Here is a 24,928-nt window from a genome sequence, read left to right on the forward strand (position 1 = left end):
AATGGAACTATTGAAAACACCTATTTTCGGTATTTGCTTCTCATTGATTCTCTATACAATCGGTCAATATCTCTTCAAAAAGAGCAAGGGGTTCTTTCTCTTGCAACCTCTTTTCTTTGCCATGGTTGCCGGCATTATCCTCTTGATTTTACTGGCTAAGGGATTAGGAACCGATGTTAAAACCCTCTACACGCAAGCTTATAAGCCTGGTGGTGATTTGATTTTCTGGTTCCTCAATCCAGCCACTATCGCTTTTGCTGTCCCCCTTTATAAGAAGAATGCCACCATTAAAAAATACTGGTTGGAAATTCTTACCAGCCTAACGCTAGGCATGGTCATTTCCTTAATCCTTATCGTCAGCATTTCCAAAATGATTGGACTCAGCCATGTCAGCACTGCTTCTATGCTGCCACAGGCTGCAACAACTGCCATCGCTCTACCCATCGCTAGCGCCATTGGAGGTAATTCAGCCGTTACCGCTATGGCTTGCATTCTCAATGCTGTGATTATCTATGCCCTAGGTAAAAAACTCGTTAAATTCTTCCGACTTGATAAAAGTGAAATCGGCGTCGGTCTAGGGCTGGGGACTTCCGGTCATACAGTTGGAGCCGCATTTGCTCTAGAGTTAGGAGAATTGGAAGGCGCCATGGCGGCTATTGCTGTTGTCATTATCGGCTTAGTTGTTGATTTCGTTATCCCTATTTTTAGCTATCTAACCGGCCTGTAAATAGCTAGGTAAAACAACAGCGCTTACCACCTTATGCTTTGTTGCCATCGAAAATCAATGGATAATTGGATGGGTAACTGATAATAAAACAGATTAATATCATTAGAGGTTAATAGATTATTAGGAGATTATGAAAACTAACTCGGAATGATAAAGCAGGAGTAATTTTTACTCTTAAATAAATATTACCAGTTAACAAAATAGCCTGTAAAAAAGAGGAAGGCAGGTCCTAACATTCTTGCTAGAAAATCTAAGATAATTTACTAGAGCGATTAGTTAAAGTCATACTCAAAAAAAATCAAAAATAGACAAGGAAAGGACTTCCAACCGGCGGTGTTCATTGGTGCTAAAGCCCCTAATGACCTGTGCAGAGAGTAAGACTTCTTGGCGTAACTAACAAGTCTTACTCCCATCCACTGTGGCAAACTACTCTATTTAAAATAGCCAATAGGATTCAAGACCTTTTATACGCAATCTTCAGAGATTACAATATTTTGTGGGTAGGGCGAAACTATTATGGCTGTTTGTCCCACTCTCAAAAGTTCGGCAAATTGGTACCACTGACATCTCATGTTGACTTTCAAAGTATCATTAATGAGTAACATAAAAAAGATCAGGATAGGCAAAAATCCTGACCTTTTTATTATTTTAACGCATAGGTCCTCTAACCAATAACAGAGCCATTTGGCACGCTAGGATCAACGGTTAGCAGGGTCAATTGGCCTTCATGTTCAGCCGAGAGAATCATTCCTTGGCTGACATATTGTTTCATCATCTTACGCGGTTTAAGGTTGGCGACGATTTGTAACTTCTTACCGACTAGCTCTTGCTCATTTGGATAGAACTTAGCAATACCAGAAAGGATTTGGCGATCTTCACCATCACCAGCATCGAGACGGAAGCGCAGCAATTTATCAGAACCTTGAACTCTCTCAACATTCTTAACTTCTGCAACACGAATGTCAATCTTGTCAAAATCATCAAATTTAATCTGGCTCTTGCTGGATTTAAGCTCAACCTCCTCAGGATTCCATTCTTTTTCGGACTGAGGTTTGTCGACTGTCATTTGTTCTTTGATATAGGCAATTTCCTCGTCCATATCCAGACGCGGGAAAATAGGCCTTCCTTTTTTAACCACTTTGATGTCCGTTGGCAGACCAGCCAAGCTAAGATTTTCTAAATCAAAGTCTTTACCCAAGCCCAGCTGTTCCATAATGGCATTGGATGTTTCCATCATGAACGGTTGGATAAGGTGAGCAATAACACGCAGGCTAGCGGCTAAGTGAGCCAAAACAGCTGCTAACTGAACCTTTTGATCTTCATTCTTGGCCAGCAGCCAAGGTGCTGTTTCATCAATATACTTATTAGTGCGCGAAATGATGGTCCAAACTGCTTCTAAGGCCTTAGGAAAATCAATAGCTTCCATCTGTTGGTGGTAGGCTGCAATATTGTCCGCTACAACTGCCGCCAAGTCTGCATCAAATTCAGTGGCTGTGGCAAAGGCAGGAACATTGCCATCAAAATATTTATTAATCATAGCAACCGTCCGATTGAGGAGGTTGCCCAAATCGTTGGCTAATTCATAATTAATCCGACCGACATAGTCCTCTGGCGTAAAGGTCCCATCTGAACCAACGGGAAGGCTACGCATGAGGTAGTAACGAAGAGGATCCAGTCCGAAGCGTTCGACCAACATTTCTGGATAAACAACATTACCTTTTGATTTGGACATCTTGCCATCTTGCATGACGAACCAACCGTGCGCCACTAAGCGTGTTGGCAATGGCAAATCAAGAGCCATCAGCATAATAGGCCAGTAGATGGAGTGGAAACGCAGGATGTCTTTTCCAATCATGTGAAGAACTTCATGGTTAGCATCATTGTGCCAGAATTTATCAAAGTTAGCCTGATTTTCCTGTCCATAGCCAAGTGCGGTAATATAGTTCATCAGGGCATCAATCCAAACATAGATAACATGTTTTGGATTTGATGGCACCTTAATCCCCCAAGTGTAGGTCGTACGAGAAACCGCTAAATCTTCTAAGCCTGGTTCGATAAAGTTTTTGAGCATTTCGTTCATACGACCGTCAGGCTGAATGAACTCTGGGTGCTCCTTATAATAGGCAATCAAGCGATCGGCGTACTTACTCATGCGGAAGAAATAGGATTCTTCTGAGACCTTTTCAACCTCATGGCCAGATGGAGCTACACCGCCAATCATATTACCATTTTCATCGCGGTAGACCTCAGCCAATTGGCTTTCCGTGAAGAATTCTTCATCAGAGACAGAGTACCAACCTGTGTACTCACCAAGGTAGATGTCACCCTGCGCTAGCAATTTTTCGAAAATCTTAGCAACCACTTCTTCGTGGAAATCATCTGTGGTGCGGATAAATTGGTCATAAGAAATGTCCAAGAGTTCCCACAGCTCTTTAACTTCCTTAGCCATACCGTCAACATATTCTTGAGGAGTGATGCCAGCTTCTTGGGCTTTTTGCTGAATTTTTTGACCATGTTCGTCAAGCCCAGTCAAATAACGCACATCATAATTCATCATGCGTTTATAGCGAGCCAGAACATCACAGGCAATGGTCGTATAGGCAGACCCAATGTGCAACTTGCCTGATGGATAATAGATTGGAGTCGTCACATAAAAAGTTTTATTAGACATAGTTTATCGTCTTCCTTTACCTAAAAACTAGTTGACAGATGACTTTCTGGATTTTGAGAAAAATCTCAAGCCATCTTTATTGTTATTTTTTATACTGGCCTGCCGAGAAACTTTCCTAGCGGGCAACTGACTGAAACCACCGGCTTCACGACAGTTTATTATATCACAAAATTGGGTATGAAAAAAGACGAGGAGACCTCGTCTGCGCGTTTTAATGAATGTTGTAGTTATCTTCAAATTTAGCTTTAACATTGTTGAAGATTTTCCTTAGCTCACTAGCCTTGGAGGATGATAAGCGTTTATAGCTGGTTTTTTGGACAATTTTCCCACTCTTATTTTTGGTAATAACTTCCAATCGATCACCATCTACTGTGTAACTAATAGTATTGTCGTAGGTTTCGATAATATTTTCCAAATCGTCATCAAGACTGTCCTCATTGGTATAATGGTAATAGTCTCTGAATTTTTTCTTCAAGGTCTTCTTGACCCTTCCGCGTAAATCTGACTTGGATAGGCTAACGGTAATCCTCTTATTCCATTTATCAACATGGTAGTAATTTTTGAGATAAGCCTGAACGGAAATGATTGGATAATTCTCTAAATCGTTGTCGTAGTAATAAGTGTACTCATTGAGATTATTCTGGCTATCAACTGTCATACAGCTAGAAAAAGTATAATCATGATCTTTGTATTCCTTGAGTGCATCTATCCACTCACCATCATCATAATATTTTTGGCTGGTCATTTGCCAAGTTCCTTCAATATTGCCGGATTCCATTCGCCACCAGGCATAGCCGCCAAAGACCAAGCCGACTAAAACAAGAAGACCAACAAGAGTCCCCAAAATCCCCCAAGCCCACTTGGCCTTTTTCTTAGGGGGAGAGGCTGGCATGGTTGGAGCTGAATTGCCAGTAAACTGAGGCTGAGCCTGATTGACGCTCTGACCCAATTCGGTCTTGTTCTGAGGATTGGGCGGCCAAGAAGTCGGAGAGCTAGGCTGACCATTACTGGCTGCTGATTGTGCTGCCCCCCCTTGGCCCAATCGCTCTCTTGCCGCTGATTGAGAGGGGGCTGACTGAAGTCCGGCAGAGCCAAAAGAGGGTTCGGAAGCATGGACCATTGGGGATACCACACCAGCCTCTATCGCCGCCTTTACTTCATCTTGACTGGGTTGACGGTGATTAACATCTTCAAAAAATCTTTTCCATTCTTGTAAATCCATCTTTTAACCCTCTTACCGTTTCGTTTTTATTCTTTTTAACAAAATAAGGCTGAGAATGGAATAAAAATTTGTAAATCGTCTTGAAATGGCGATCCCAATCTTCTTCGCTCCTCTATTTAAGACTCAGACCTTTGCAACTCTTCTATCTTAAGGCGGCAGGCCGGGATAGACTGCCAAACTATACTAAATCAAGCTAGCATATCTCTGAATAGTTAGAACAAAGCAGGGGGGTGTCTCAGCCTTCTTTTATTTGATATGATAATTCTTTTCAAACTTAGCCTGCATGCGCTTAAAGTTTTTCTTCATATCTTTGGCCTTCGTTGCGGATAGGCGTTTGTAGACAGCCTTGGAGATGGTCCGACCAGATTTATCCTTAGTGGTAATCGTTAATTCATCATCTTGAACCGAGTACATCCTAGAGTAGCTGTAGCCGGCAATAATACTGGAAATGTCCTTATTGACATTGGTGCCTTTATTATTTTTGTAGTACCCCTTAAGGTCCTGCTTTAAAATCTTGGTTACTTGAGTTTTGTAGTTGCTTTCAGAAGGAGCAATGATAATCTCCTTGTTCCACTGGTCTACCTGATAGATATTATCGAGATAGCTGGCCAGAGAAACATTAGGATAAGACTTGTAGTCATTGCTGAAATAGAAGGAGTCCTCCTGAAAATGTTTTTGACCATCGACCGTTACAAAGTCTGTATAGCTGTAGTCACTTTTTTCATACTGGTTGAGGGCATCAATCCATTTGCCGCTCTTTTGATTATAGTAGTGCCAATTGGTTAGTTCCCAAGTTCCTTCGATATTTCCTGAATCGTTACGCCACCAAGCATAGCCACCAGCACCAGCTAGGGCCAAGAAGAAGAGAGCAACCAGAGTGGCTAAGACTTTTGGCCACTTAGCCTTTTGCTTTTGAACTGGCTGGACTGAGGACTGATTGGTTTGATTAAAACCTCGCTGTGTCTGGCGGCCACTAGTGGTAGCTTCTGGTTCCTGATTCACTTGCCGTTCTGGCTCAGCAACTTGCTGTGAGGCTGATGTTACCGAAGCCTGTGGGGCCTGATGGACCCCACCAAAGCTGGCACGTCTGACAGTCTGACCTGTTGAGCTGGCTGAGCTAACCTGTTTGGGCTTGGGTTCTGCTTCCTTAGCTGATTGTGTTTGGGTTGGCTTTGGCCGCTCAGCTTGAGAAGGTTTGGACGAGCTAATCTTTCGTCCGAATTCATCTCTTTCAGGAGCTGGGCGTGAAAAGACCGGGCGTTCCGTTTGAGCTACTGAGGTCTTCTGTTTCACTTCTTCTTTAGCCTTGGATTTACCATGCTTAGGAGTGGGGATGACACCAGCCTTGGCAGCAGCTACTAATTCATCAGGCGTTGGCTTTCGGCCATTTACCGATTCAAACAAAGCTATCCATTCTTGTTGATTCATCTTTATCAATAATCCTTATATCCTTTTAATCTTTTTCTATTATATCATAGATAAGAAGAGCGTCGTGAAAATCTTAATTTTTTCTTTAGACCTTTACTGGCTTTTACCGCATCAAATTCCGGTTTGAAGCCTCTTTAGTAATCACTTGTAAGAGAAAAATAATAATAATTTAAAGTAACACGGACAATAGTTCTCAGTCTCATGTATTTTTGTCGCTTTACTGGCAAGACGCAGTGACTGAGAGCAAGAATGGAGAGTAGGACAGAACAGCCATGAAGGCTTCGCCTTGCACAATTCATTGGGGGCTACTGCTGGTGGGAATTTTCGCTGGCCATTTTCTAGGCACAAACCTCCGGCAGCCCATCAAGACTGCCAGAGGATTCCTTACTGCACAGATGATTGCCGCAAAACATGCCCTGAATCTGTTGAAGCTTCAAGAATAAAGCAGAACTTCAAAAGTATGTCAAGCTGGAATCAATGATGTATGATTTTGCATTTCAAAGGGATGAGTTTCATCCACTTAGCATTTCAAAGCTGTTCCACTTGCTTTTTTATAGTATAATAAGGTCAGACACTAATGATTGGAGATTATTATTATGGCTATTCAATATAAGAAAACAGACGAGCTTGAAAAAATGCTGGAAGGTTTTGCCAGCTTCCCTGATTTTGAGGGTGGGAATGATCCCAAGTCTAAAAAGGATGAAAAAAAATCTGAAAAGAACTAAATACTATGGCAATTTTTCAAAACTTACCAGACAGCGTCCTCCAATGGTTGGCCATCTTCTTGTCCATCATCATTGAGGCGCTGCCTTTTGTACTTTTAGGCTCCATTTTATCAGGTTTTATCGAAGTCTATCTGACTCCTGATATTGTCAATAAATACCTGCCGAAACAGAAATTTTTGCGCATTCTCTTTGGTACTTTCGTTGGCTTTATTTTTCCATCCTGTGAATGTGGTATTGTGCCTATCATCACTCGTTTTTTGGAAAAGAAGGTGCCCAGCTATACGGCTGTGCCCTTTTTGACTACAGCACCGATTATTAATCCTATCGTGCTTTTTGCGACCTACTCAGCCTTCGGAAATTCCTTCTATGTTTTGACCTTACGCTTAATCGGCGCTATTATTGTTGCTGTTAGTCTGGGGATTTTGTTGGGGTTCTTCGTCAACGATAATATCTTAAGGGATAACTATGTCAGTCACGAACATGGAGATTACAGCCAGATAAGTTGGGGAAAGAAGGCCTTTCACGCTCTGGCTCATGCTGTTGACGAATTCTTTGATACCGGTCGTTATCTGATTTTTGGTAGTCTAGTAGCCTCAGCCATGCAGATTTATATTCCAACTCAGATATTACGAACAGTTGGGCATACGCCTCTATTAGCCATCCTAGTCATGATGCTGATGGCCTTCATTCTCTCACTCTGTAGCGAAGCCGATGCCTTTATCGGAGCCAGTCTCTTATCAACTTTTGGCATTGGCCCAGTAACGGCTTTCCTCTTGATTGGGCCAATGGTTGACATTAAGAACCTACTGATGATGCTCAAGTCCTTCAAGGTCCGATTTATTGGACAATTTGTTGGGGTCTCTAGCACGGTCATTATCATCTATTGTCTACTTGTGGGGGTTCTATAAAATGATTCGATTTCTGATTTTAGCGGGTTATTTTGAGTTGACTATGTATCTACAGTTATCAGGTAAGCTCAACCAGTATATCAATATTCATTACTCCTACCTAGCCTATATTTCTATGATCCTCTCCTTTCTTTTGGCCGTTGTCCAGCTGACTATCTGGATGAGAAAGATGAAGACCCACAGTCACCTGACTGGACGCTGGGCCAAATTATTCAGCCCTTTTATTCTAGTTTTTCCGGTCTTGGTAGGACTTTTAGTACCAACAGTCACCCTTAATTCAACAACTGTTTCGGCCAAAGGCTACAGTTTCCCTCTAGCAGAGGGATCATCTGGCGGAACCAGTGCTGATGGAACAACCGTCCAATACCTCAAGCCAGATACCTCAGCCTACTTCACCTCGGCTGCTTACAAGACTGAAATGCAAAAGGAAATGAAACCTTATTTAAACAAGGATAGGATTGAGATTACCACTGAAAACTATATGGAAGTAATGGAGCTGATTTATCTCTATCCAGACCGCTTTGTTGGTAAAACCATTACCTATACAGGTTTTGTTTACAATGATCCGAAACAAAAGGACCATCAATTCCTCTTTCGCTTTGGGATTATCCACTGCATAGCTGACTCCGGTGTTTATGGCTTGTCAACTACTGGCAATAGTCAGCATTATTCTAATAACACCTGGGTTCAGGCTACCGGCACTGTCCATATTGAGTATAATCAGACTCTAAAGCAGAGCCTGCCTGTCCTGAAAATATCCAAGTGCCAAGCCGTCAGCCAGCCTGATAACCCTTATGTTTATCGCGTCTTTTAAACCACGACTATTAAGAAAGTCTTAAAATCTAGTATAGCAATACTATTGTTTGACATTTCAAGACAAAAAAATATCATTCTAGGATTTTCCTATCGCCTTCTTTTAGTATTGAGCTATACTAGTCTTAGGTGTAAGATTTATAAATTATATTCTAGATTGCTTTTATTCTTTTTCCAATGTAATCATTCTTTCCTAATTTGACCTGTAAGAGTGATCTGATACGTAAATATTACATCCTAACTACTACTTCTTTAACTACCTTATCTTTGCGATTAGGTAGCCAAAAAAGCCTGCCCTTCTGCGGCAGGCTTTTTCATTGGCTCTATACTGCAGTGGGGAAAATTCTCATCAGAAGTTATAGAGCCATAAAAACTAGAGGGTGGGACAGAAGTCAATTTTTTATATAAATTGACTTCGTCGTCCCACCCTCTTCACTTTATTCAAACCTTATGAATTAATTCAATACTGATCTCTCAGAAAACATTGGCGAATATCCGTGTAGAAAATTCCATGCAAAACTTATGGCCAGCTCTTTCCCAAATTTACTTAAATCAGGCCTTCTAACAGACCCTTCATGAATTCTTCGGAATGAAATTCACCGATATCATCAATCTTTTCACCAAAACCAATGAACTTAACAGGAATGTCCAACTCTTGACGAATTGCTAGGACAACACCGCCCTTGGCCGTTCCATCAATCTTGGTTAGAACGAGACCGGTCAAAGGGGTAATCTTTGAAAATTCTTTGGCCTGACTGAGAGCATTTTGACCGGTTGAAGCATCCAAAGCCAGAAGGGTTTCGTGAGGAGCGTCAGGCACAACTCGCTTGACAATCCGGCTGATTTTCCCCAGCTCAGCCATGAGGTTCTCTTTATTTTGCAGGCGACCAGCTGTATCAATCATCAGGACATCAACACCTTCAGCTACTGCCTTTTCCATACCATCAAAAACAACACTAGCAGGATCAGCCTTTTCGGGACCCGTAACCACTGGCACACCGACCCGATTGCCCCATTCAACCAATTGGGCAACAGCTCCAGCTCGGAAGGTATCTGCTGCAACCAGCATAACCTTCTTACCTTGATTCTTGTACTTGTAAGCCAGCTTACCAATCGAGGTTGTTTTCCCAACACCGTTGACACCGACAAAAAGCATAACAGTCAGATCATCTTGAAAATTAATTTTTTCGTTAAAGTGACCATCCTTTTCGTAGATATCCACCAGTTTTTCAATGACTACTCGGCGGACATCCTCGGTCTTCTTGGCGTTTTCTAATTTAACTTCATAACGCAAATCCTCGGTCAAATTAGTTGCCACCTGCACACCAACATCAGAGAGGATCAACATTTCTTCTAGGTCTTCAAAGAAATCCTCATCAACCCGACGGAAATTCGCAAAGAAGGCATTGAGGCGAGCTCCAAGTCCCGTCCGTGTCTTTTTCAGACTACGGTTATACTTCTCCTGCTCCGTTTCTTGAGTCGATAAGCTGGCTGAATCAACTGCCAAATCAGATTGGGGTACTTGAGAATCGTTGGCTGAATCTTGATCCAATTGATTTTCCTGCTCCTGACTTGGAACAGCTGACGCTTCCTGAACTGGGTCGGCTATAGATACAGATGACTGAGCTGTTTCTGAAACATCCGCTGCTTGGGCAGCTTCTCCCGCTTGAGGGACTGGTTCTGCTTCTTTATCTTCAGCGGCTTGGTAGGTTTGAGACGACTGTGATGTCAACGAAGCTTCTGAAGAAACTACTTGAGGCTGGTAGTCAGTCGTTAAAGAGGTCGCCTCTGGTGACTTTAGCGCATCGGCAGGCTCCTCATGTTCAAACTTTTTTGCAGTCTCAGCGACCTCCGAAGAAATTTCTTGGCTGGTAGTGTCCTCTGAACTCCTAACCGCTTCTGAAAGAATATCATTATCCTCAGCTAAGGAGGACTTGAGGGCATTGTAGTCTGCCATAAAATTTTCAGAGTCAAGAACATCTTTGACCCAAGAAGGGTCTGGAGCTTCCGACATAACTTCTGTCTTATCTTGAGGCTGCACAAGGTCCTCTGATACTGAATGATTCGTTGTATCGTTGTGCTCCTGGACCGCATCCGATGGCTGTTCTTCAACGGTTAGCTCTTCTGAAACTTGGACACTGTCTTCCAGAACCTCAGAGCTTGCTAAATTTTGCTCTGTTTCTTCTTGCTTCTCTTTTTTTCTGCCAAATAGGCGGTCAAATAATCCCATAAAGATCTCCTTATTCTCTCTACTTTTATTTAATCATGACAAGTTTTTTTATCAGAAGCTTGTCATAACTTTTCTAAAATATAGCGGTCAACAGCTTCTGCCACACCCGATTCTTCATTGGTACGTCTCGTTACCACATCAGCCGTTTCCTTGACTAAAGCGACACCATTAGCCATGGCAACGCCTAATCCTGCCCATTTCAGCATTGTTAGGTCATTTTCTTCATCACCGACTGCCATAACCTGGTTGGCTTCTACACCTAAGCGGTCGCAAAGCAGCTGCAGGCCAACTGCCTTATGAACGCCCTTGGGCATGAGTTCCAGAATGATTTCCCGTGATTTAAAGACCTCATAGTCCTGCCGCAAACTATCTGGAAGTTGAGCAATTCTTTGGTCGAGATAGTCTTCCGGACAGACGGTGACAATCTTATTATAAACAATATCCCTAGGCAATTGAGTTAGACTAGGAATTTCGACAAAAGTCAGAAGGGGATTGGCCAGATGATAGAGTGACTTCTGATCTCGACTGGGAACACTGTAAACAATTCCTTCTGAGAGGACATCGACCGGCAGGCCGAGCGGTTCCAAGACAGCATGAATCTTCTCAACATCTTCAAAGGTCAAAGCGTGCTTGGCTAAAATTTGGCCAGTATTGCGTTGAACTAGACCTCCATTAAAGGTGATACTGTAGTCTTCTGAACTGACTAAATCCAGATCTGCCAAGAGATTCCCAATAGCAGCAAGGGGTCTGCCTGTTGTAATCACAACCTTGATTCCCTTATCGTGGGCTTCCTTTAAGGCACGACGGTTCTCCAAGCTAATTTCCTTCTTGCTATTAAAAAGAGTGCCATCTAAATCTAGAGCTAATAGTTTAATACCCGACATCTATTCTACAAGTCCTTCCATGTAAGATATAACAGATTCCTCGTTACAATGACCGATAACCTGATTAGAGATCGCCTTTACTTCTTGTCTGGCATTAGCTGTTGCGACTGCTTGACCTGCAAATTCCATCATCTGATAATCATTCATATTATCACCGAAAGCCAGCACTTGATCTGGAGCTAGTCCAAGCTTTTGGCACATAGCGGCTAGCCCTGTTGATTTATCAACATTGGATAGGACAATGTCCAGGGACTCAAAGCCAGTTGTCATAGCTGTTGCACCATCCAGATGCTGATTTAGCCAAGCCTCCCGCTGATGAATGGTCTCTTGAGTGAAATTGACCGTAATCTTAAAAATATCGTCAGAAACATCAGCCAGACTAGAAACCCGCTGGACATTTTCATAATAATCCTTAGCAAAATTAATATACTCATCAGAAACAGTTTCCAAGGCATAGGCCCCCCGGCGACCAGACAGCATATACCCCGTTAAATCAGGCAGGCTATCTAGTAAATCCGTAATTTTCAAATAAAAATCCGACTCCATCTTAGCTTCAAAAAGGACCCGATCATTATAAAGGACAAAAGAACCGTTTTCTGCAACGAAGGCCAGATCCTGCTCAAAACCAGCAAAAACCTTTTCCAAAGCAATCATAGCTCGACCGCTAGCTACTGTAAAAAGGATGTCCTGCTCTTTCAGCTTGGGTAGAAGCCGGCTAAAACGCTCCCTATCATAGCTGCCGTCTCCCTTGAGGAAGGTTCCATCCATATCTGTTGCAATTAATTTTATTTTTGACACAGTCTTCTCCCAACTAAACTAGCAACTGGTTAGAAACCAGTCCTAGCGGGCTTAAAAATCACTTACAATTATTGTAACAGAATTTCCCGTTTTTTTCTGCCCTTTGAGAAATCTGTGAGAAACTTATCATTATTGTCAGATATTTGTTATCTTTTTGTTACCAACTAATACATATTTGATCAAATAATTTTTGCTTTTCTGGCAACCATCAATGACTTGCTAGTGCTGTTCAAACAGCCTTGAGTTAAATGAAGGAAAGCAAGAAAATCTATCGTATTGACGGCTAATTTTGAGGGTATAGAAGATTTTTACCCAAAGCAAGGACGTTTTAAAGGCGCAGGTTTTAGGCAGACGGATAAGTTAAAGTAACGAGGAATTTGTCGGAGTGACTAGTTATTTTGAAACAGTCTATAGTAAATTTCATTCGGACATCATCAGCTCTGCAATAACACCTGCTGTATTATTTTCGTGTAATTGTTCCTCTGATTATTAATCTAATCTGTAGGGCAATAATGATAACGCCAGTATCGAACAGGGATCTGCTAGGTGATTGAGGGCCAGGATAGAGGAACAGTCGAGTCAATCATGGAACAAATCAGTCAGGAATTGGATGACCTTTGCGCTGGGACATTTGAAACATTTTTTTGATGCGAAAGGTATCATCAAGGTTATTTAAACACCTTAAAACCACCAGTGTATGGATAAACTGGTGGTTGTTATTGGTTTAGTATCTGCGGAACAAAACTGACTAAACTCACTAGTAAAAGAGTTTGAGATCCCTTTATACGTAAGCTTCATAGATTACACTATTTTGTCGGTGGAGGCGAAGTCATCATGGCTGCCTGTCCCAAACTTATCATTAATAACCTTAAATCCTAATAATACGGTATTATCAAAGCTAGGAAAGTTCTTCTGGGTTAGAAGCAATCAACACTTTTAATTCTTTTCCTGCCATCATGGCTTCGAAAGCATCTCGCCAATGCTCTAAATCATAAACAGCCGTCACCATTTTTTCAGTATTAATAGCTCCCTTGCTTTCTAGATGGATTGCAATATCCCAATCAAAAGGATTTTGGGAACGTGAACCAATATAATTAACCTCATGCTGAATAATTGTCCGTTGGTCCATTTCATTTAAATCTTTTGCAAACAGTCCGACTTGTTGGAGAGTGCCTCCTTTTTTCAGCAGCGGCAAGGCGGCATTAACAGCTTGTATAGCACCTGAACAATCGTATACGATATCTAACCCGACGCCATTGGTAGCTTTCTTAACGATTGACTCTAAATCTTCTTTTTGCGTGTTTACAACAATATCTGCTCCTAGCTCCTTCGCAATTTTTAAGCGGTCTTCATCCTTTGTCGTACCCGATACGATTGTAAAGGCGCCAATCTCCTTCGCAATCTGTAAGGAAAGAAGTCCCATTGGTCCAGGGCCAATAATCAAGATACTATCATGCAAGGTTAGTGGAGTCTTTTGATACATAGCATGGACACAGGAGGCTAATGGTTCTGACATGGCAGCCAATTGATAACTAACATTATCTGGCAAAACATGAACACTTTCTTCCCTGGTTAGTACGTAATTAGCCATGCTGCCAAAAGCTTTCGTCCCTATACCCGACCTATTTTCACAGAGATTATACTCTTTATTTCGGCAATAGACACACTTACCACATGTGTCAAAAGTTGTTTCACTTGTTACGCGGTCTCCAACCTTCACTGTTGTCACATCTTCCCCTACAGCAACGACCTGACCGGAAAATTCGTGACCTAGAACTAATGGTGTCACAGCGTTCTTATATTCTCCTTTAAAGGTATGAATATCTGTACCACAAATACCAGTGTAAGCCACTTTCATCAAGACACGGTCCCCGTAAACTTCTGGAACGTCTATTTCTTCAAGTGACATGTGATCATAACCTGGCTCCGATTTTAATACAGCTTTCATTTTTTTAGCAATACTCATTTTGATTCCTCCATAGATTAAACAATATTTCTCAACTTAACCAACCGTTCCTCATAAAGATTAAACTATCAGCCAACTAGTGACTTTAGCAATTGTGACAATTTCAAGAAAATCCAGTTTAAAACGTTACCCCCCGTATCAAAGTTAGAAACTTGAGCAGCCCCTTTAGGGAACTTAACAATTCCTTCGGACATGTGGGTTAGCACTGGAGCAAAATCTGTTGCCATCCACAGAGCCAGAGTAATAACCACCGTCAAAGAAATAACCGAATGAAGAATGTTACCTTTGCGCGTTGGTACAACTAAGGCTGCAAAAAATGGAATGGTTGCTAAATCGGCAAATGGGAGTACCCTATTTCCTGGTAAAATGATTGCGATAAACAAGGTGATAGGCACCATTAAGAGACCTGTAGACAGGGCAGCTGGTGAACCGGTTGCCAAAGCGGCATCCATTCCCAAGAAAATTTCACGGCCTTCATAACGTTTTTGCAGCATGGCTTGCGCAGCTTCTTGAATAGGGATCAATCCTTCCATCAAGATTTTTACCATACGTGGCAAGATAAACATGACAGCTCCCATAGCCATCCCTGTTTGCAGGGTTTTCGTAATATCGTAGCCCCCCAGCAAGGATAGGACGATACCAATAATTATCCCCATAATCATTGGTTCTCCAAAAATACCAAATCTCTTTTGAATAGCTTCAGGCTCTACATGTAAATTTTTGATGCCTGGAATCTTACTGACCAGCCAAGCAACTGGGATACCAATCAAGCCATATCCCTGTGCAGAACCGGTGGTAAAGGCTACCCCTTCTAATCCATAATATTCTTGAACATAAGGAGCAGTTTTATCAGCGACAATTTGAACAATAATGGTATAAGCAATACCACAAAGGATTCCCCAGAAAAAATTACCTGTAACAACATAACCCGTTGCGGCCGCAGCACTCATATGCCAATAGTTCCAAATATCAATATTTAATGTCTTTGTCCACTTGAAGGCTAACATTACCAAGTTAACAATTAAGATAACCGGAATCATCACTGCGGCAATTGGCTGAGCCCATGTTGCAGCTGAAACTGCGGGCCAACCGGCATCAACAACAGTTAAATTAAGGCCCATCCGTTCGACCATTGCCTGAGCCGCTGGTCCGACATTATCAGATAATAAGCCCAATACGAGATTGATACCTAACATCCCAATACCTACGGTTAAGCCTGAGGTAATAGCTTTTTTCACAGGTACTCTAAAGACCATTGCCAATATGAAAATAATAATGGGAAGGACTACACTAGATCCCATATTTAGAATACCTTGAACTATATTTGTTAATGTACTCATAATTTTCCTCCTCTTAGGATTTTAAACATACAATCGCATTTAGTTCCCTGCTTGGATTTGTTTAACCGTATTCAAAATTTCTTCCTCTGCTTTTGCCTGATTAATTCCTGTTAAGAAGGACATAGCCTTGATAGCTGGAATATCGTACGTTGTTGGAAGCATTGTCGTAGTGATTAACATATCATAATCGTTCTGAAGTGAGGCTGCCTCGGCGATTTTTATTTGTCGAAATTCTGCATCAATCTGGTTGTTTGCAAAAAGATCTTCAATTTTTTTCATGACTACTGTTGAAGTTGCGATCCCAGCTCCACAAGCCACCAATACTTTTACCTTTGCCATAGTTGTTAACTCCTTTTATAATTTATTAGTTTTTACAATTTTTAGTACTTCTTCTGCAGAAGTCGCTGCTACTATCTGAAATAATAACTTTTCATTTTGCAGTAATCCCATCAATGATTGAAGCATTTCCAGTTGCTTATGAGGCTGATTCAGCCCTAAAACAAATACAATACTCGCTTGAACAGACTGAGAAGGATCTTCCATACTCTTAAAAATAGTTGGGCTTTGATTAACCACTACTGCTACAAACTCTTTGAGAATGCATTCAGCATCTGTGTGGGGAATAGCAACACCAATATTTTCTAATTGGATTCCCGTAGGAAAATTTGCTTCTCTATCCATAACACGAGGAAGAAAGTCTTTCCTAACATTCCCCAGCTTCAGCGCTACGTTAGAAATAGTTTCAAATAAATCCGTACTCGTCTTAAATGATTGACCAGTAAAAATCAAACGCTCATCTAGATAATCTAATAATTTTATATTTTCAGACATTGATAACCTCCTTTAATGATTAACGCTTTTATTCAAAGAGTCGTTTAGCAAACTCTTCCTTACTCTTACTAGACTTTAATTTGTCAATATATTGAACATTACTAATTCTCGAATACAAACTAATCAAAGCATTTTTATACACCTGTTCATCATCCTCTGAAATAGCTATAAGGATAATAACACTGACTAAATTTTGTCCCCATTTCATGGGCTTGTCTAATGTCATTGTCACCAGATGTGAATTTTTTACAACACTAGGATCGGCATGGGGAAGAGCGACACCAGTATATACGCTCGTACTCCCTAATTTTTCACGTGACAAAACTGATTTGAGAATAGACCTAGCCGCTTGCTTTTGGGGAAAAGCTAAATGAATCATCTTCTTAATAGCTTCTTCTACCGTTTTGCAAGACTGCTGGATAATCACATTATTGTTGAGCAAATCTAAAATAATTTTTTTAGACACATCTTCCCTGTTTTGTACAGATAAGTATGACGCTAAAGATGATCGATTCGTCTCAGTCAGTTTGTTATAAGCTTTTTGAATTTCTTCTCGCTCAATATCGGTTACAATAGGACTGACGAGGATATAGGGCTTGGGCATTTCTCCTAATTCAACTGAACTGATAATCAAGTCAGCATCTTCAATAGCTGATTGCTTTAATTTTCTCCAATCAACACTAATCAATCTGTCAAATCCCGACACTAGCTTTTTAACTGAATTGATGATTAATTCTGAAGTGGCTAAGCCATGGGGACAGATAATGTAAATATTGAGGGGTTTACTAATTTTCTCAACCGCAATCTCAAAATAGATGGTTAAAAAGGCAATCTCAGCGTCAATAATTTTAATGGCATACTGCTTAGAGATGATTCTGGAAGCCAGCCAAACAATATTATAAAGAGCGCTGTATTTTGACTTTATCTCCTCTGTAATTTGATTTTTTATATTAATATCATTTCGCAACCTAAAAATCATCGGCTGAATATGATTTTCTAAGGTCCTTAAAAGATGCTCATCCTTGGTAAAATCAACGCCAGATAATTGGCTAACCTTATCAATAAATTGCTTAACAGTTTCTGAGACTTCCATATAGGACTGCGGTTTAGCTTCATAGCCCACTGACAGTATGGTTAAACAGATACTGCGTATTTCAGAAGACTCTAACATCTGTATCGGTATGTCTGTTACCTTGCTAAGCAGGTCACCAGCAATGATATAAACTTCATATTGGCATAAGTTTTTTATCAAGAATTTAGGCTCCTCTTGGAGCATGTGATGTCCACTTTTATAGCGACAACTACTGATTAGGAGATCCAGTATCAGGTAAACCCGATAAGAGTCATTAATCATAAATTGATATTTTGATTCTGAATCATTAATATAATGGTCGATATTCTCCACTAACTCACTATCAAAGAACCGTTCTAGACAACTAAGTCTACTCTCCCTATTTTCTAGGTCGAAATGCTGAATCAAATAGTTTCTTAGAAATTTCCTGACATCTTCTTCATTTACATACTTTAACGAAATCTCTCCGTTTCTTTTCACAAAACCTAGGTTATATTTTGCAATCTTTTTTTCCAGTTTCTCTATATCCCTGCGAGTCGAGGCTTCACTAACAAAATGGCTGATCGACCAGTCTGCAATTTCTACCTTTTCAGAATAGAGAATCACCTTCTTTAAAAAATCGCATTCTCTTTGGAATTGGCTAGCTTCTTCCGACTGAGTCAAACGGCTGGATTCAATATAGTGGGCAAGCAGTTCCATCTTTTTAGGCTCGACTACTAATCGAATCCCTCTTCTGGGTCTTTTTTCAATTTCAATTCCAAAAGGAGATAGTTCATCATTGATTACAGCAATATCCGTGTAAATCGTTTTCGTTGAGATCCCATACCTAGCAGACAAGTCGCTAGCCGTGATATAGTCCTCAATAGACAGCAAGTATCTGAGTGTTTCGACCTGCCTGATGTTCATTTTCACACCTCCTTTTCACAACGACATTATAATATAAGCGCTTTCATAATCAAAATCAACTTCCTTCCATATTAATGTGGAAGTCGTGCTATTTATCTACTGTGATTTTAGGTCAAACCATTGATAATACTGGTTTTTACCGCTGCTGCATCCGTGTGATTGATTCATGAAAGCGCTTTTGACTTCTCCTATTGTTAGTGATATATTCTACCTGTGAAAAATAAAACAATTAACTCTAGGAGGTTTATTATGAATACAAATTTTGATTCTAGTGACTATCTTAATAAGGTAGATGCTTGGTGGCGGGCTGCCAACTATATTTCTGCAGCGCAAATGTACCTTAAAGATAATCCACTTCTGAGGCGAGAGGTTGCTGCAGAAGACTTGAAATCACACCCAATTGGACACTGGGGAACCGTGCCTGGACAGAACTTTATCTATGCCCATTTACTTCGTTCAATCAACAAGTATGATTTGGATATGTTCTACATTGAAGGTCCTGGTCACGGCGGTCAGGTTATGGTATCCAACTCCTATCTCGATGGGAGCTACACCGAATTAAATCCTCAGATTTCACAGACTGAGGAAGGCTTGAAGCAGCTGTGTAAGATCTTTTCCTTCCCTGGCGGCATTGCTTCGCACGCGGCTCCTGAAACACCAGGTTCTATCCATGAGGGCGGTGAGTTAGGCTACGCTCTGTCTCATGCTACGGGTGCTGTTTTAGATAATCCCGATGTTATTGCGGCGACTGTTATTGGTGATGGTGAAAGTGAAACGGGACCGCTCATGGCAGGATGGTTGTCAAACACCTTTATCAACCCTGTCAATGACGGTGCAGTGCTCCCAATCCATTTCTTGAATGGCGGTAAAATTCATAATCCAACTATTTTTGAACGCAAATCTGATGATGAACTGAAGGCCTTCTTCACCGGACTTGGCTGGAAGCCAATTTTTGCTGATGTTACGGCATTTGCCAGTGACCATGCAGCAGCCCATAAATTATTTGCTGCAAAATTAGATGAAGCCATTGAAGAAATTAGAAATATCCAAGCCAAAGCTCGTAAAGGGTCAGCTGATGAAGCGACAATGCCTGCTTGGCCAGTCATTGTCGCACGCATTCCTAAAGGCTGGACTGGTCCTAAATCTTGGAAAGGTACTCCAATTGAAGGCGGCTGGCGAGCACACCAAGTTCCAATTCCAGTAGACTCTCATCACATGGAACATGTTGATGCTCTACTTGACTGGCTGAAATCCTATCAACCAGAAGAACTTTTTGATGCCGAAGGTCATCTAAAATCAGAGGTTGCAGCTCTTTCTCCAAAAGGCAATCGTCGTATGTCTATGAATCCCATTACTAACGCCGGCGTCATCAAACCAATGGACACAGCTGATTGGAAAAAACGGGCATTTGATATACAGACACCAGGAGAAATCGTTGCACAAGACATGATTGAATTTGGTAAGTATGCTGCTGATTTAGTTGAAGCTAATCCTGATAATTTCCGTATTTTTGGTCCAGATGAATCCAAATCTAACCGTCTTAACGAAGTATTTACGAAAACAAACCGTCAATGGATGGGACGTCGTGATCCATCTTATGATGAATGGCTCTCTCCTGCTGGACGCGTCATTGATTCTCAGCTATCTGAGCACCAAGCAGAAGGTTTCTTGGAAGGCTATGTCTTAACAGGCCGCCATGGATTCTTTGCCTCTTATGAATCCTTCTTGCGTGTTGTCGATACCATGATTACCCAGCACTTCAAGTGGCTGCGTAAATCAAAAACTCATACAACTTGGCGGAAAAATTATCCATCCCTCAACCTGATTGCCACATCGACCGTTTTCCAACAAGACCATAATGGTTATACCCACCAAGATCCAGGTGTTCTGACACACTTATCTGAAAAGACACCTGAATACATCCGTGAATATCTACCTGCTGATACCAATAGCCTATTGGCTGTTATGGATAAAGCCTTCAAGGACGAAGATAAAATTAATTTGATTGTCACGTCAAAACATCCACGTCCACAGTTCTATTCTGTAGAAGAAGCCAGTGAACTAGTAGAAAAAGGCTACAAAGTTATTGACTGGGCATCGACTGTTCAAGCAAATGAAGAACCTGATGTCGTTTTTGCTGCAGCTGGTACCGAACCAAATCTGGAAGCTTTGGCAGCAATCTCTATCTTGCACAAGACATTCCCAAGCCTTAAGATTCGCTTTGTGAATGTGGTGGATATTCTCAAGCTTCGTCACCCAGATCTTGATCCTCGTGGTCTGTCCGATGAAGAATTTGATAAAGTATTTACTAAAGATAAGCCTGTCATTTTTGCCTTCCATGCCTATGAAGGAATGATTCGCGATATTTTCTTCCGACGTCATAATCATAACCTTCATGTCCATGGTTATCGTGAAAATGGGGATATTACAACACCATTTGATATGCGGGTCATGTCTGAACTTGATCGCTTCCATCTAGCACAAGATGCAGCACTTACCACTTTAGGTGAAAAAGCACAAGCGTTTTCTGCTAAAATGGATGAAACTGTTGCTTACCATAAGGATTATATCCGTGAGCACGGTGATGATATTCCAGAAGTTCAAAACTGGCAATGGGAAAATCTTGACGAGTAAAAGTTCTTGCACCACAATCAATAGGTTATAGTCACCCATTGATTGTGGTGAGCTATTGTCAAGAAAAATTTTCACTAACAACCACCCTTTCTCAGTAAATCGCTTAGGATTTATACCTATTGCGAACACATAATCATAGCCAAGACTGTACTAATGACTAGAACTTAGAAGCGTTTGGGACAAAACAGAGTTCCCAAACGCTTTTTTGTCTCAGCCTCTTTTGACAGTAGCTTTATCAACCGCAAAGGAAGACATCACTGACAGGAGTTACGGAACTAGAGCTTTTTTGAGTACTAAAAAACTCGGTTTAACGAAACCGAGTTTTGATAATAACAATAAAATCCGTACAGGAGATTAACAGTTTGGACTAAGAACAGGTTATTTAATGTTATCCGTAAAACCATTAGAGAGTGACGCTCTTGCAGCGTTAAGGGGACAAGTAAGTCCCCTTTCATATCCCTAAAAAGTTGGTTAAATTCTTGCTCTTTTGCCAGTGACTGTTCTGTCAAAATCGGCAGTTTACTTCTACTGTCAGTCGGATCAGGCTGATGTTTCAGCCAGCCATTCTTTTTCAAATTCTGCAAAATAGCAGTTACAGTGGGATTGGACATCGAAAAATCGTGCTCAACATTGCCTTGATTGACAGAAAGGATGCTGATTGCGATAGAGATACTTGATAATTTTAAACTGCGAGTGGATTAATTGATAGGCCTGTAAATACCTATTGGATAGATTTTCAAAATTCTGCATGACATTTTTTAACTGAATCGTGATACTATCTGACATACTGCTTCTTCCAAAAACAAAACACCTAGCTGCTAATTTACAATAATATAGGAACCTATATATTTTCAAGAGAGGCCCTTGCCATCTGGTCCCTTCATTTGAATACATCCATGGGAACCATACTTGGCAAACCGCTGAGCCTTTAAAAGACTGAAATCCATGAAAATAGCTGTTAACATTCAAAGACAACTTTCTGTCTCAAGGAATATAGACTTTGAATCTTGAGATCTTAAACATTTTCTCCATTGTTACGTTAAGTGGGAAAATTCTCCCCCAGTGAGTGAAATTATTTTTCACGTCTGCATTCTAACTAAAACAAGAAGAAATAACTTCATTAAGTGATAGTTACATATTTGTTGACAGGGTGAAAAGGCTTTCTGAATTCTATCCAAGGATTCATCACAATTTCCGAACATTTCCTAGGTTTAGATGTTCATGCACACTCACATAGTGGGCCATGATTTGCACCTTAGATAACAAAATGGATTACAAAAAAGCAGGATCATCTTTCAATCCTGCTTCTGCTAATATTAGTCAATAGTTTCCCACTGCCAGTTTTGGACTTCTGGGATATCATCACCATGTTCACGAATATAGGCGGTGTGATAGGCTAGTTTGTCTGCCATCTCTTGGGCAAAACCTTGGGCTTTATCACCAAGGACAGCTTGGGCTGCCTCTTTAGCGATATGGAAGCGATCCATTTCAGACATGACTCGCATATCAAATGGCGTTGTAATGTCCCCGTTTTCACGGTAACCATGGATGTAGACCTTGTGATTGTCGCGGTTAAAGAAGAGATCGCGAATTTGGCCTTCATAACCGTGATAAGCAAAGACGATCGGCTTATCTGTAGTGAAGAGTTTGTTAAAGGCTTCATCAGACAAGCCACGCGGATCAACCTTAGGTGAGCGGAGTTTTAAGATATCTACAACATTGATAAAGCGAATTTTCACTTCTGGAAAAGCCTTGTGGAGAAGCGAAATTCCTGCTAACACCTCTAGGTTAGGCTCAGTACCTGCAGCTGCAAAGACAATGTCTGGTTCTCCGTCGTGGTCATTAGAAGCCCAGTCAATGACCTTGTATCCTTCCTTGACTAACTCTTGCGCTTCCGCAACAGAGTAAAACTGTGGACGCGGGTGCTTTGAAGTGACAATCACATTGACCTTGTCTTCATCGGCTAAGGCGTATTCCATGACTGCAAAGAGGGAGTTAGAATCGGCTGGTAGGTATTCACGAACATATTCAGGTGTCTTCTCAGCCAAATGAGTCAGCAATCCCGGATCTTGGTGGGTATAGCCATTGTGGTCTTGTTGGAAGACGGTCGATGTGGCAATCAAGTTGAGAGATGGATAATTTTTACGCCAATCCGTATGGGTCTTGGATTTTCGCAGCCATTTGAAGTGCTGGGTGATCATAGAATCAACCACTCGCAGGAAGGATTCATAAGAAGCAAAGAAACCATGGCGGCCGGTCAAAACATAACCTTCTAAGAAACCTTCTGCTTGATGCTCAGAGAGCTGGGAATCAATAACACGGCCCACAGGTGAAATCCATTCATCATAGGATTTGTCACGAGGTGCCAGCCATTGGCGATTAGTCGCTGTAAAGACATTATTTAAGCGGTTGGACTTGGTTTCGTCTGGCCCGAAGATACGGAAATTGTCAGGATTAGCTTTAACTAAATCAGCGGCATACTTACCGAATTCAATCATGTCCTGCTTCATGATACTGCCAGGTTTTGACGTATCAATGGCATGCTTGCGCCAATCTGCCAAATCAAGTTTTTTGACAATTCCTGCATTTGTGATAGGGTTCATAGACATGCGACGATTACCCTTAGGTGAAATCACACGGATTTCTTCTTTGACATAACCCTTTTCATCAAAAAGTTCTTCTGGGCGATAGGACTTGAGCCAATCTGTCAGAGCATCAATATGTTCCATGTGCCCAGCTTCCACCGGAATTGGGACTTGGTGGGCTCGGAACCCTCCTTCAATCGGTTCGCCATTCCATTCTTTAGGACCAGTCCAACCTTTAGGTGTTCGGACAATAAGAACAGGCCATTGAGCTTGCTGGGCTTCCTCAGCAGGTTTTTGGCGAGCCTGAGTTTGAATAGTCTTGATTTTCTCAATAACCTTATCCAAAGTTTCCGCCATTTGACTATGAATGACTTCAGGATCATTTCCTTCGACAAAATAGGGTTCCCAACCCAATCCTTGGAAAAGATGGGTTAACTCTTCGTCCGTCTTGCGGGATAAAATAGTTGGATTATGGATTTTACCGCCATTGAGATAAAGAATCGGTAAAACAGCACCGTCGTTGACTGGATTGATAAAGGTATTGGAGAACCAGCCAGCATTGAGCGGGCCTGTCTCTGCTTCTCCATCACCAATGACGGTCGCCGCAATGACATCAGGATTATCTAGAATAGCTCCTGTCGCATGCGACAGAGCATAGCCTAACTCACCACCTTCGTGGATAGACCCTGGTGTTTCAGGCGCCGCATGAGAAGCAATGCCGCCAGGGAAAGAAAAGATCTTGCAGAGCTGTTTAAGGCCATCTTCATCCTGAGTAATGTTGGGGTAGCGCTCGGTGTAGGAACCATCAATATAAGAATTAGACACCATGACTTGGCCGCCATGACCGGGACCTTCAATGTAAAACATGTTCAAATCAAATTTATTGATAACACGATTGAGATGGGCATAGATAAAATTTTGTCCAGCGATGGTACCCCAGTGGCCAATAGGATGGACCTTGACATCCTCTTTGCTTACCTCACGGCGAAGTAAAGGATTATCTTTCAGATACATCTGAGCTACGGAAATGTAGTTGGCCGCCCGCCACCAAGCATCTACCTTGGCAAGGTAGTCCTTGCTATCAAATTCTGTCATAGTATCACTTCTTTCTATTTTAGTAACTAACTAGTTCATATAACTTGAGCTTAGCTCTTTATATTAGATTTTTTCTTACTAATAAAAGAGGAG

General features: G+C 41.4%; 18 protein-coding genes. 5 read left to right on the top strand and 13 right to left on the bottom strand.

Translation table 11 applies throughout. The features are described 5' to 3' along the window. Position 1: 1 nt before the first annotated feature. The gene (gene lrgB, locus STRCR_RS10550; protein ID WP_004227909.1) at positions 2-727 is read left to right on the top strand and encodes an antiholin-like protein LrgB; all 726 of its coding nucleotides are present in this window, start codon (positions 2-4) and stop codon (positions 725-727) included. A gap of 664 nt (positions 728-1,391) precedes the next feature. On the opposite strand, the gene metG is transcribed toward lrgB, so the two are convergent. From metG to STRCR_RS10565, 3 genes are all read right to left on the bottom strand, one after another. Further along, positions 1,392-3,398, bottom strand: a complete 2,007-nt coding sequence (gene metG, locus STRCR_RS10555; protein WP_004227384.1) for a methionine--tRNA ligase — start codon at positions 3,396-3,398, stop codon at positions 1,392-1,394. Positions 3,399-3,609: 211 nt separating this feature from the next. Next, positions 3,610-4,620: a PB1 domain-containing protein gene (locus STRCR_RS10560; protein ID WP_004227026.1), complete on the bottom strand. Its 1,011-nt coding sequence runs from the start codon at positions 4,618-4,620 to the stop codon at positions 3,610-3,612. A gap of 246 nt (positions 4,621-4,866) precedes the next feature. After that, complete coding sequence (locus STRCR_RS10565; protein WP_004228790.1) at positions 4,867-6,048, bottom strand: hypothetical protein; 1,182 nt, start codon at positions 6,046-6,048, stop codon at positions 4,867-4,869. A 596-nt stretch (positions 6,049-6,644) separates the two neighbouring features. On the opposite strand from STRCR_RS10565, the gene STRCR_RS12430 reads away from it, so the two are divergent. The 3 genes from STRCR_RS12430 to STRCR_RS10575 are packed head-to-tail and all read left to right on the top strand — an operon-like array spanning position 6,645 to position 8,495. Then, the gene (locus STRCR_RS12430) at positions 6,645-6,773 is read left to right on the top strand and encodes an SPJ_0845 family protein (RefSeq protein ID WP_004226523.1); all 129 of its coding nucleotides are present in this window, start codon (positions 6,645-6,647) and stop codon (positions 6,771-6,773) included. 5 nt (positions 6,774-6,778) lie between these two features. After that, positions 6,779-7,681 carry a permease gene (locus STRCR_RS10570; RefSeq protein ID WP_003048814.1) on the top strand — a complete coding sequence of 301 codons (903 nt, stop codon included), beginning with the start codon at positions 6,779-6,781 and terminating at the stop codon, positions 7,679-7,681. A 1-nt stretch (position 7,682) separates the two neighbouring features. Then, positions 7,683-8,495, top strand: a complete 813-nt coding sequence (locus STRCR_RS10575; protein ID WP_004226217.1) for a TIGR03943 family putative permease subunit — start codon at positions 7,683-7,685, stop codon at positions 8,493-8,495. Between the two features lie 546 nt (positions 8,496-9,041). Here the strand turns inward: STRCR_RS10575 and ftsY are convergent. The 8 genes from ftsY to STRCR_RS10615 all read right to left on the bottom strand — a co-directional run bounded on the left by ftsY (position 9,042) and on the right by STRCR_RS10615 (position 18,521). After that, positions 9,042-10,724: a signal recognition particle-docking protein FtsY gene (ftsY, locus tag STRCR_RS10580; protein WP_004229827.1), complete on the bottom strand. Its 1,683-nt coding sequence runs from the start codon at positions 10,722-10,724 to the stop codon at positions 9,042-9,044. 62 nt (positions 10,725-10,786) lie between these two features. Then, positions 10,787-11,608: a Cof-type HAD-IIB family hydrolase gene (locus tag STRCR_RS10585; protein WP_004225405.1), complete on the bottom strand. Its 822-nt coding sequence runs from the start codon at positions 11,606-11,608 to the stop codon at positions 10,787-10,789. Next, positions 11,609-12,406, bottom strand: a complete 798-nt coding sequence (locus tag STRCR_RS10590) for a Cof-type HAD-IIB family hydrolase (RefSeq protein ID WP_004227021.1) — start codon at positions 12,404-12,406, stop codon at positions 11,609-11,611. Between the two features lie 898 nt (positions 12,407-13,304). Next, positions 13,305-14,372, bottom strand: coding sequence for a zinc-binding dehydrogenase (locus tag STRCR_RS10595; protein WP_004229351.1), 1,068 nt, complete (start codon positions 14,370-14,372; stop codon positions 13,305-13,307). Between the two features lie 68 nt (positions 14,373-14,440). Then, on the bottom strand, positions 14,441-15,712 hold the full coding sequence (locus STRCR_RS10600) for a PTS galactitol transporter subunit IIC (RefSeq protein WP_004227889.1): 1,272 nt from the start codon (positions 15,710-15,712) through the stop codon (positions 14,441-14,443). Between the two features lie 39 nt (positions 15,713-15,751). Then, positions 15,752-16,051, bottom strand: a complete 300-nt coding sequence (locus tag STRCR_RS10605; RefSeq protein WP_004225363.1) for a PTS sugar transporter subunit IIB — start codon at positions 16,049-16,051, stop codon at positions 15,752-15,754. Positions 16,052-16,066: 15 nt separating this feature from the next. After that, positions 16,067-16,543: a PTS sugar transporter subunit IIA gene (locus STRCR_RS10610; RefSeq protein WP_004227748.1), complete on the bottom strand. Its 477-nt coding sequence runs from the start codon at positions 16,541-16,543 to the stop codon at positions 16,067-16,069. Between the two features lie 28 nt (positions 16,544-16,571). Next, a complete protein-coding gene (locus STRCR_RS10615; RefSeq protein ID WP_004226129.1) occupies positions 16,572-18,521 on the bottom strand; it encodes a BglG family transcription antiterminator in 1,950 nt (649 codons plus the stop codon). A 249-nt stretch (positions 18,522-18,770) separates the two neighbouring features. On the opposite strand from STRCR_RS10615, the gene STRCR_RS10620 reads away from it, so the two are divergent. After that, positions 18,771-21,155: a phosphoketolase family protein gene (locus STRCR_RS10620; protein WP_004227524.1), complete on the top strand. Its 2,385-nt coding sequence runs from the start codon at positions 18,771-18,773 to the stop codon at positions 21,153-21,155. A 624-nt stretch (positions 21,156-21,779) separates the two neighbouring features. Here the strand turns inward: STRCR_RS10620 and STRCR_RS12165 are convergent. Both STRCR_RS12165 and STRCR_RS10630 read right to left on the bottom strand, forming a co-directional pair. After that, positions 21,780-21,941: a hypothetical protein gene (locus STRCR_RS12165; RefSeq protein WP_004229687.1), complete on the bottom strand. Its 162-nt coding sequence runs from the start codon at positions 21,939-21,941 to the stop codon at positions 21,780-21,782. Positions 21,942-22,471: 530 nt separating this feature from the next. Then, positions 22,472-24,835 (bottom strand): phosphoketolase family protein, encoded by a 2,364-nt coding sequence (locus tag STRCR_RS10630; protein WP_004226837.1) that lies wholly within the window; start codon positions 24,833-24,835, stop codon positions 22,472-22,474. Positions 24,836-24,928: the final 93 nt, after the last annotated feature.

Origin of the sequence: Streptococcus criceti HS-6 (genome assembly GCF_000187975.2) — a bacterium.
Classification (GTDB): domain Bacteria; phylum Bacillota; class Bacilli; order Lactobacillales; family Streptococcaceae; genus Streptococcus; species Streptococcus criceti.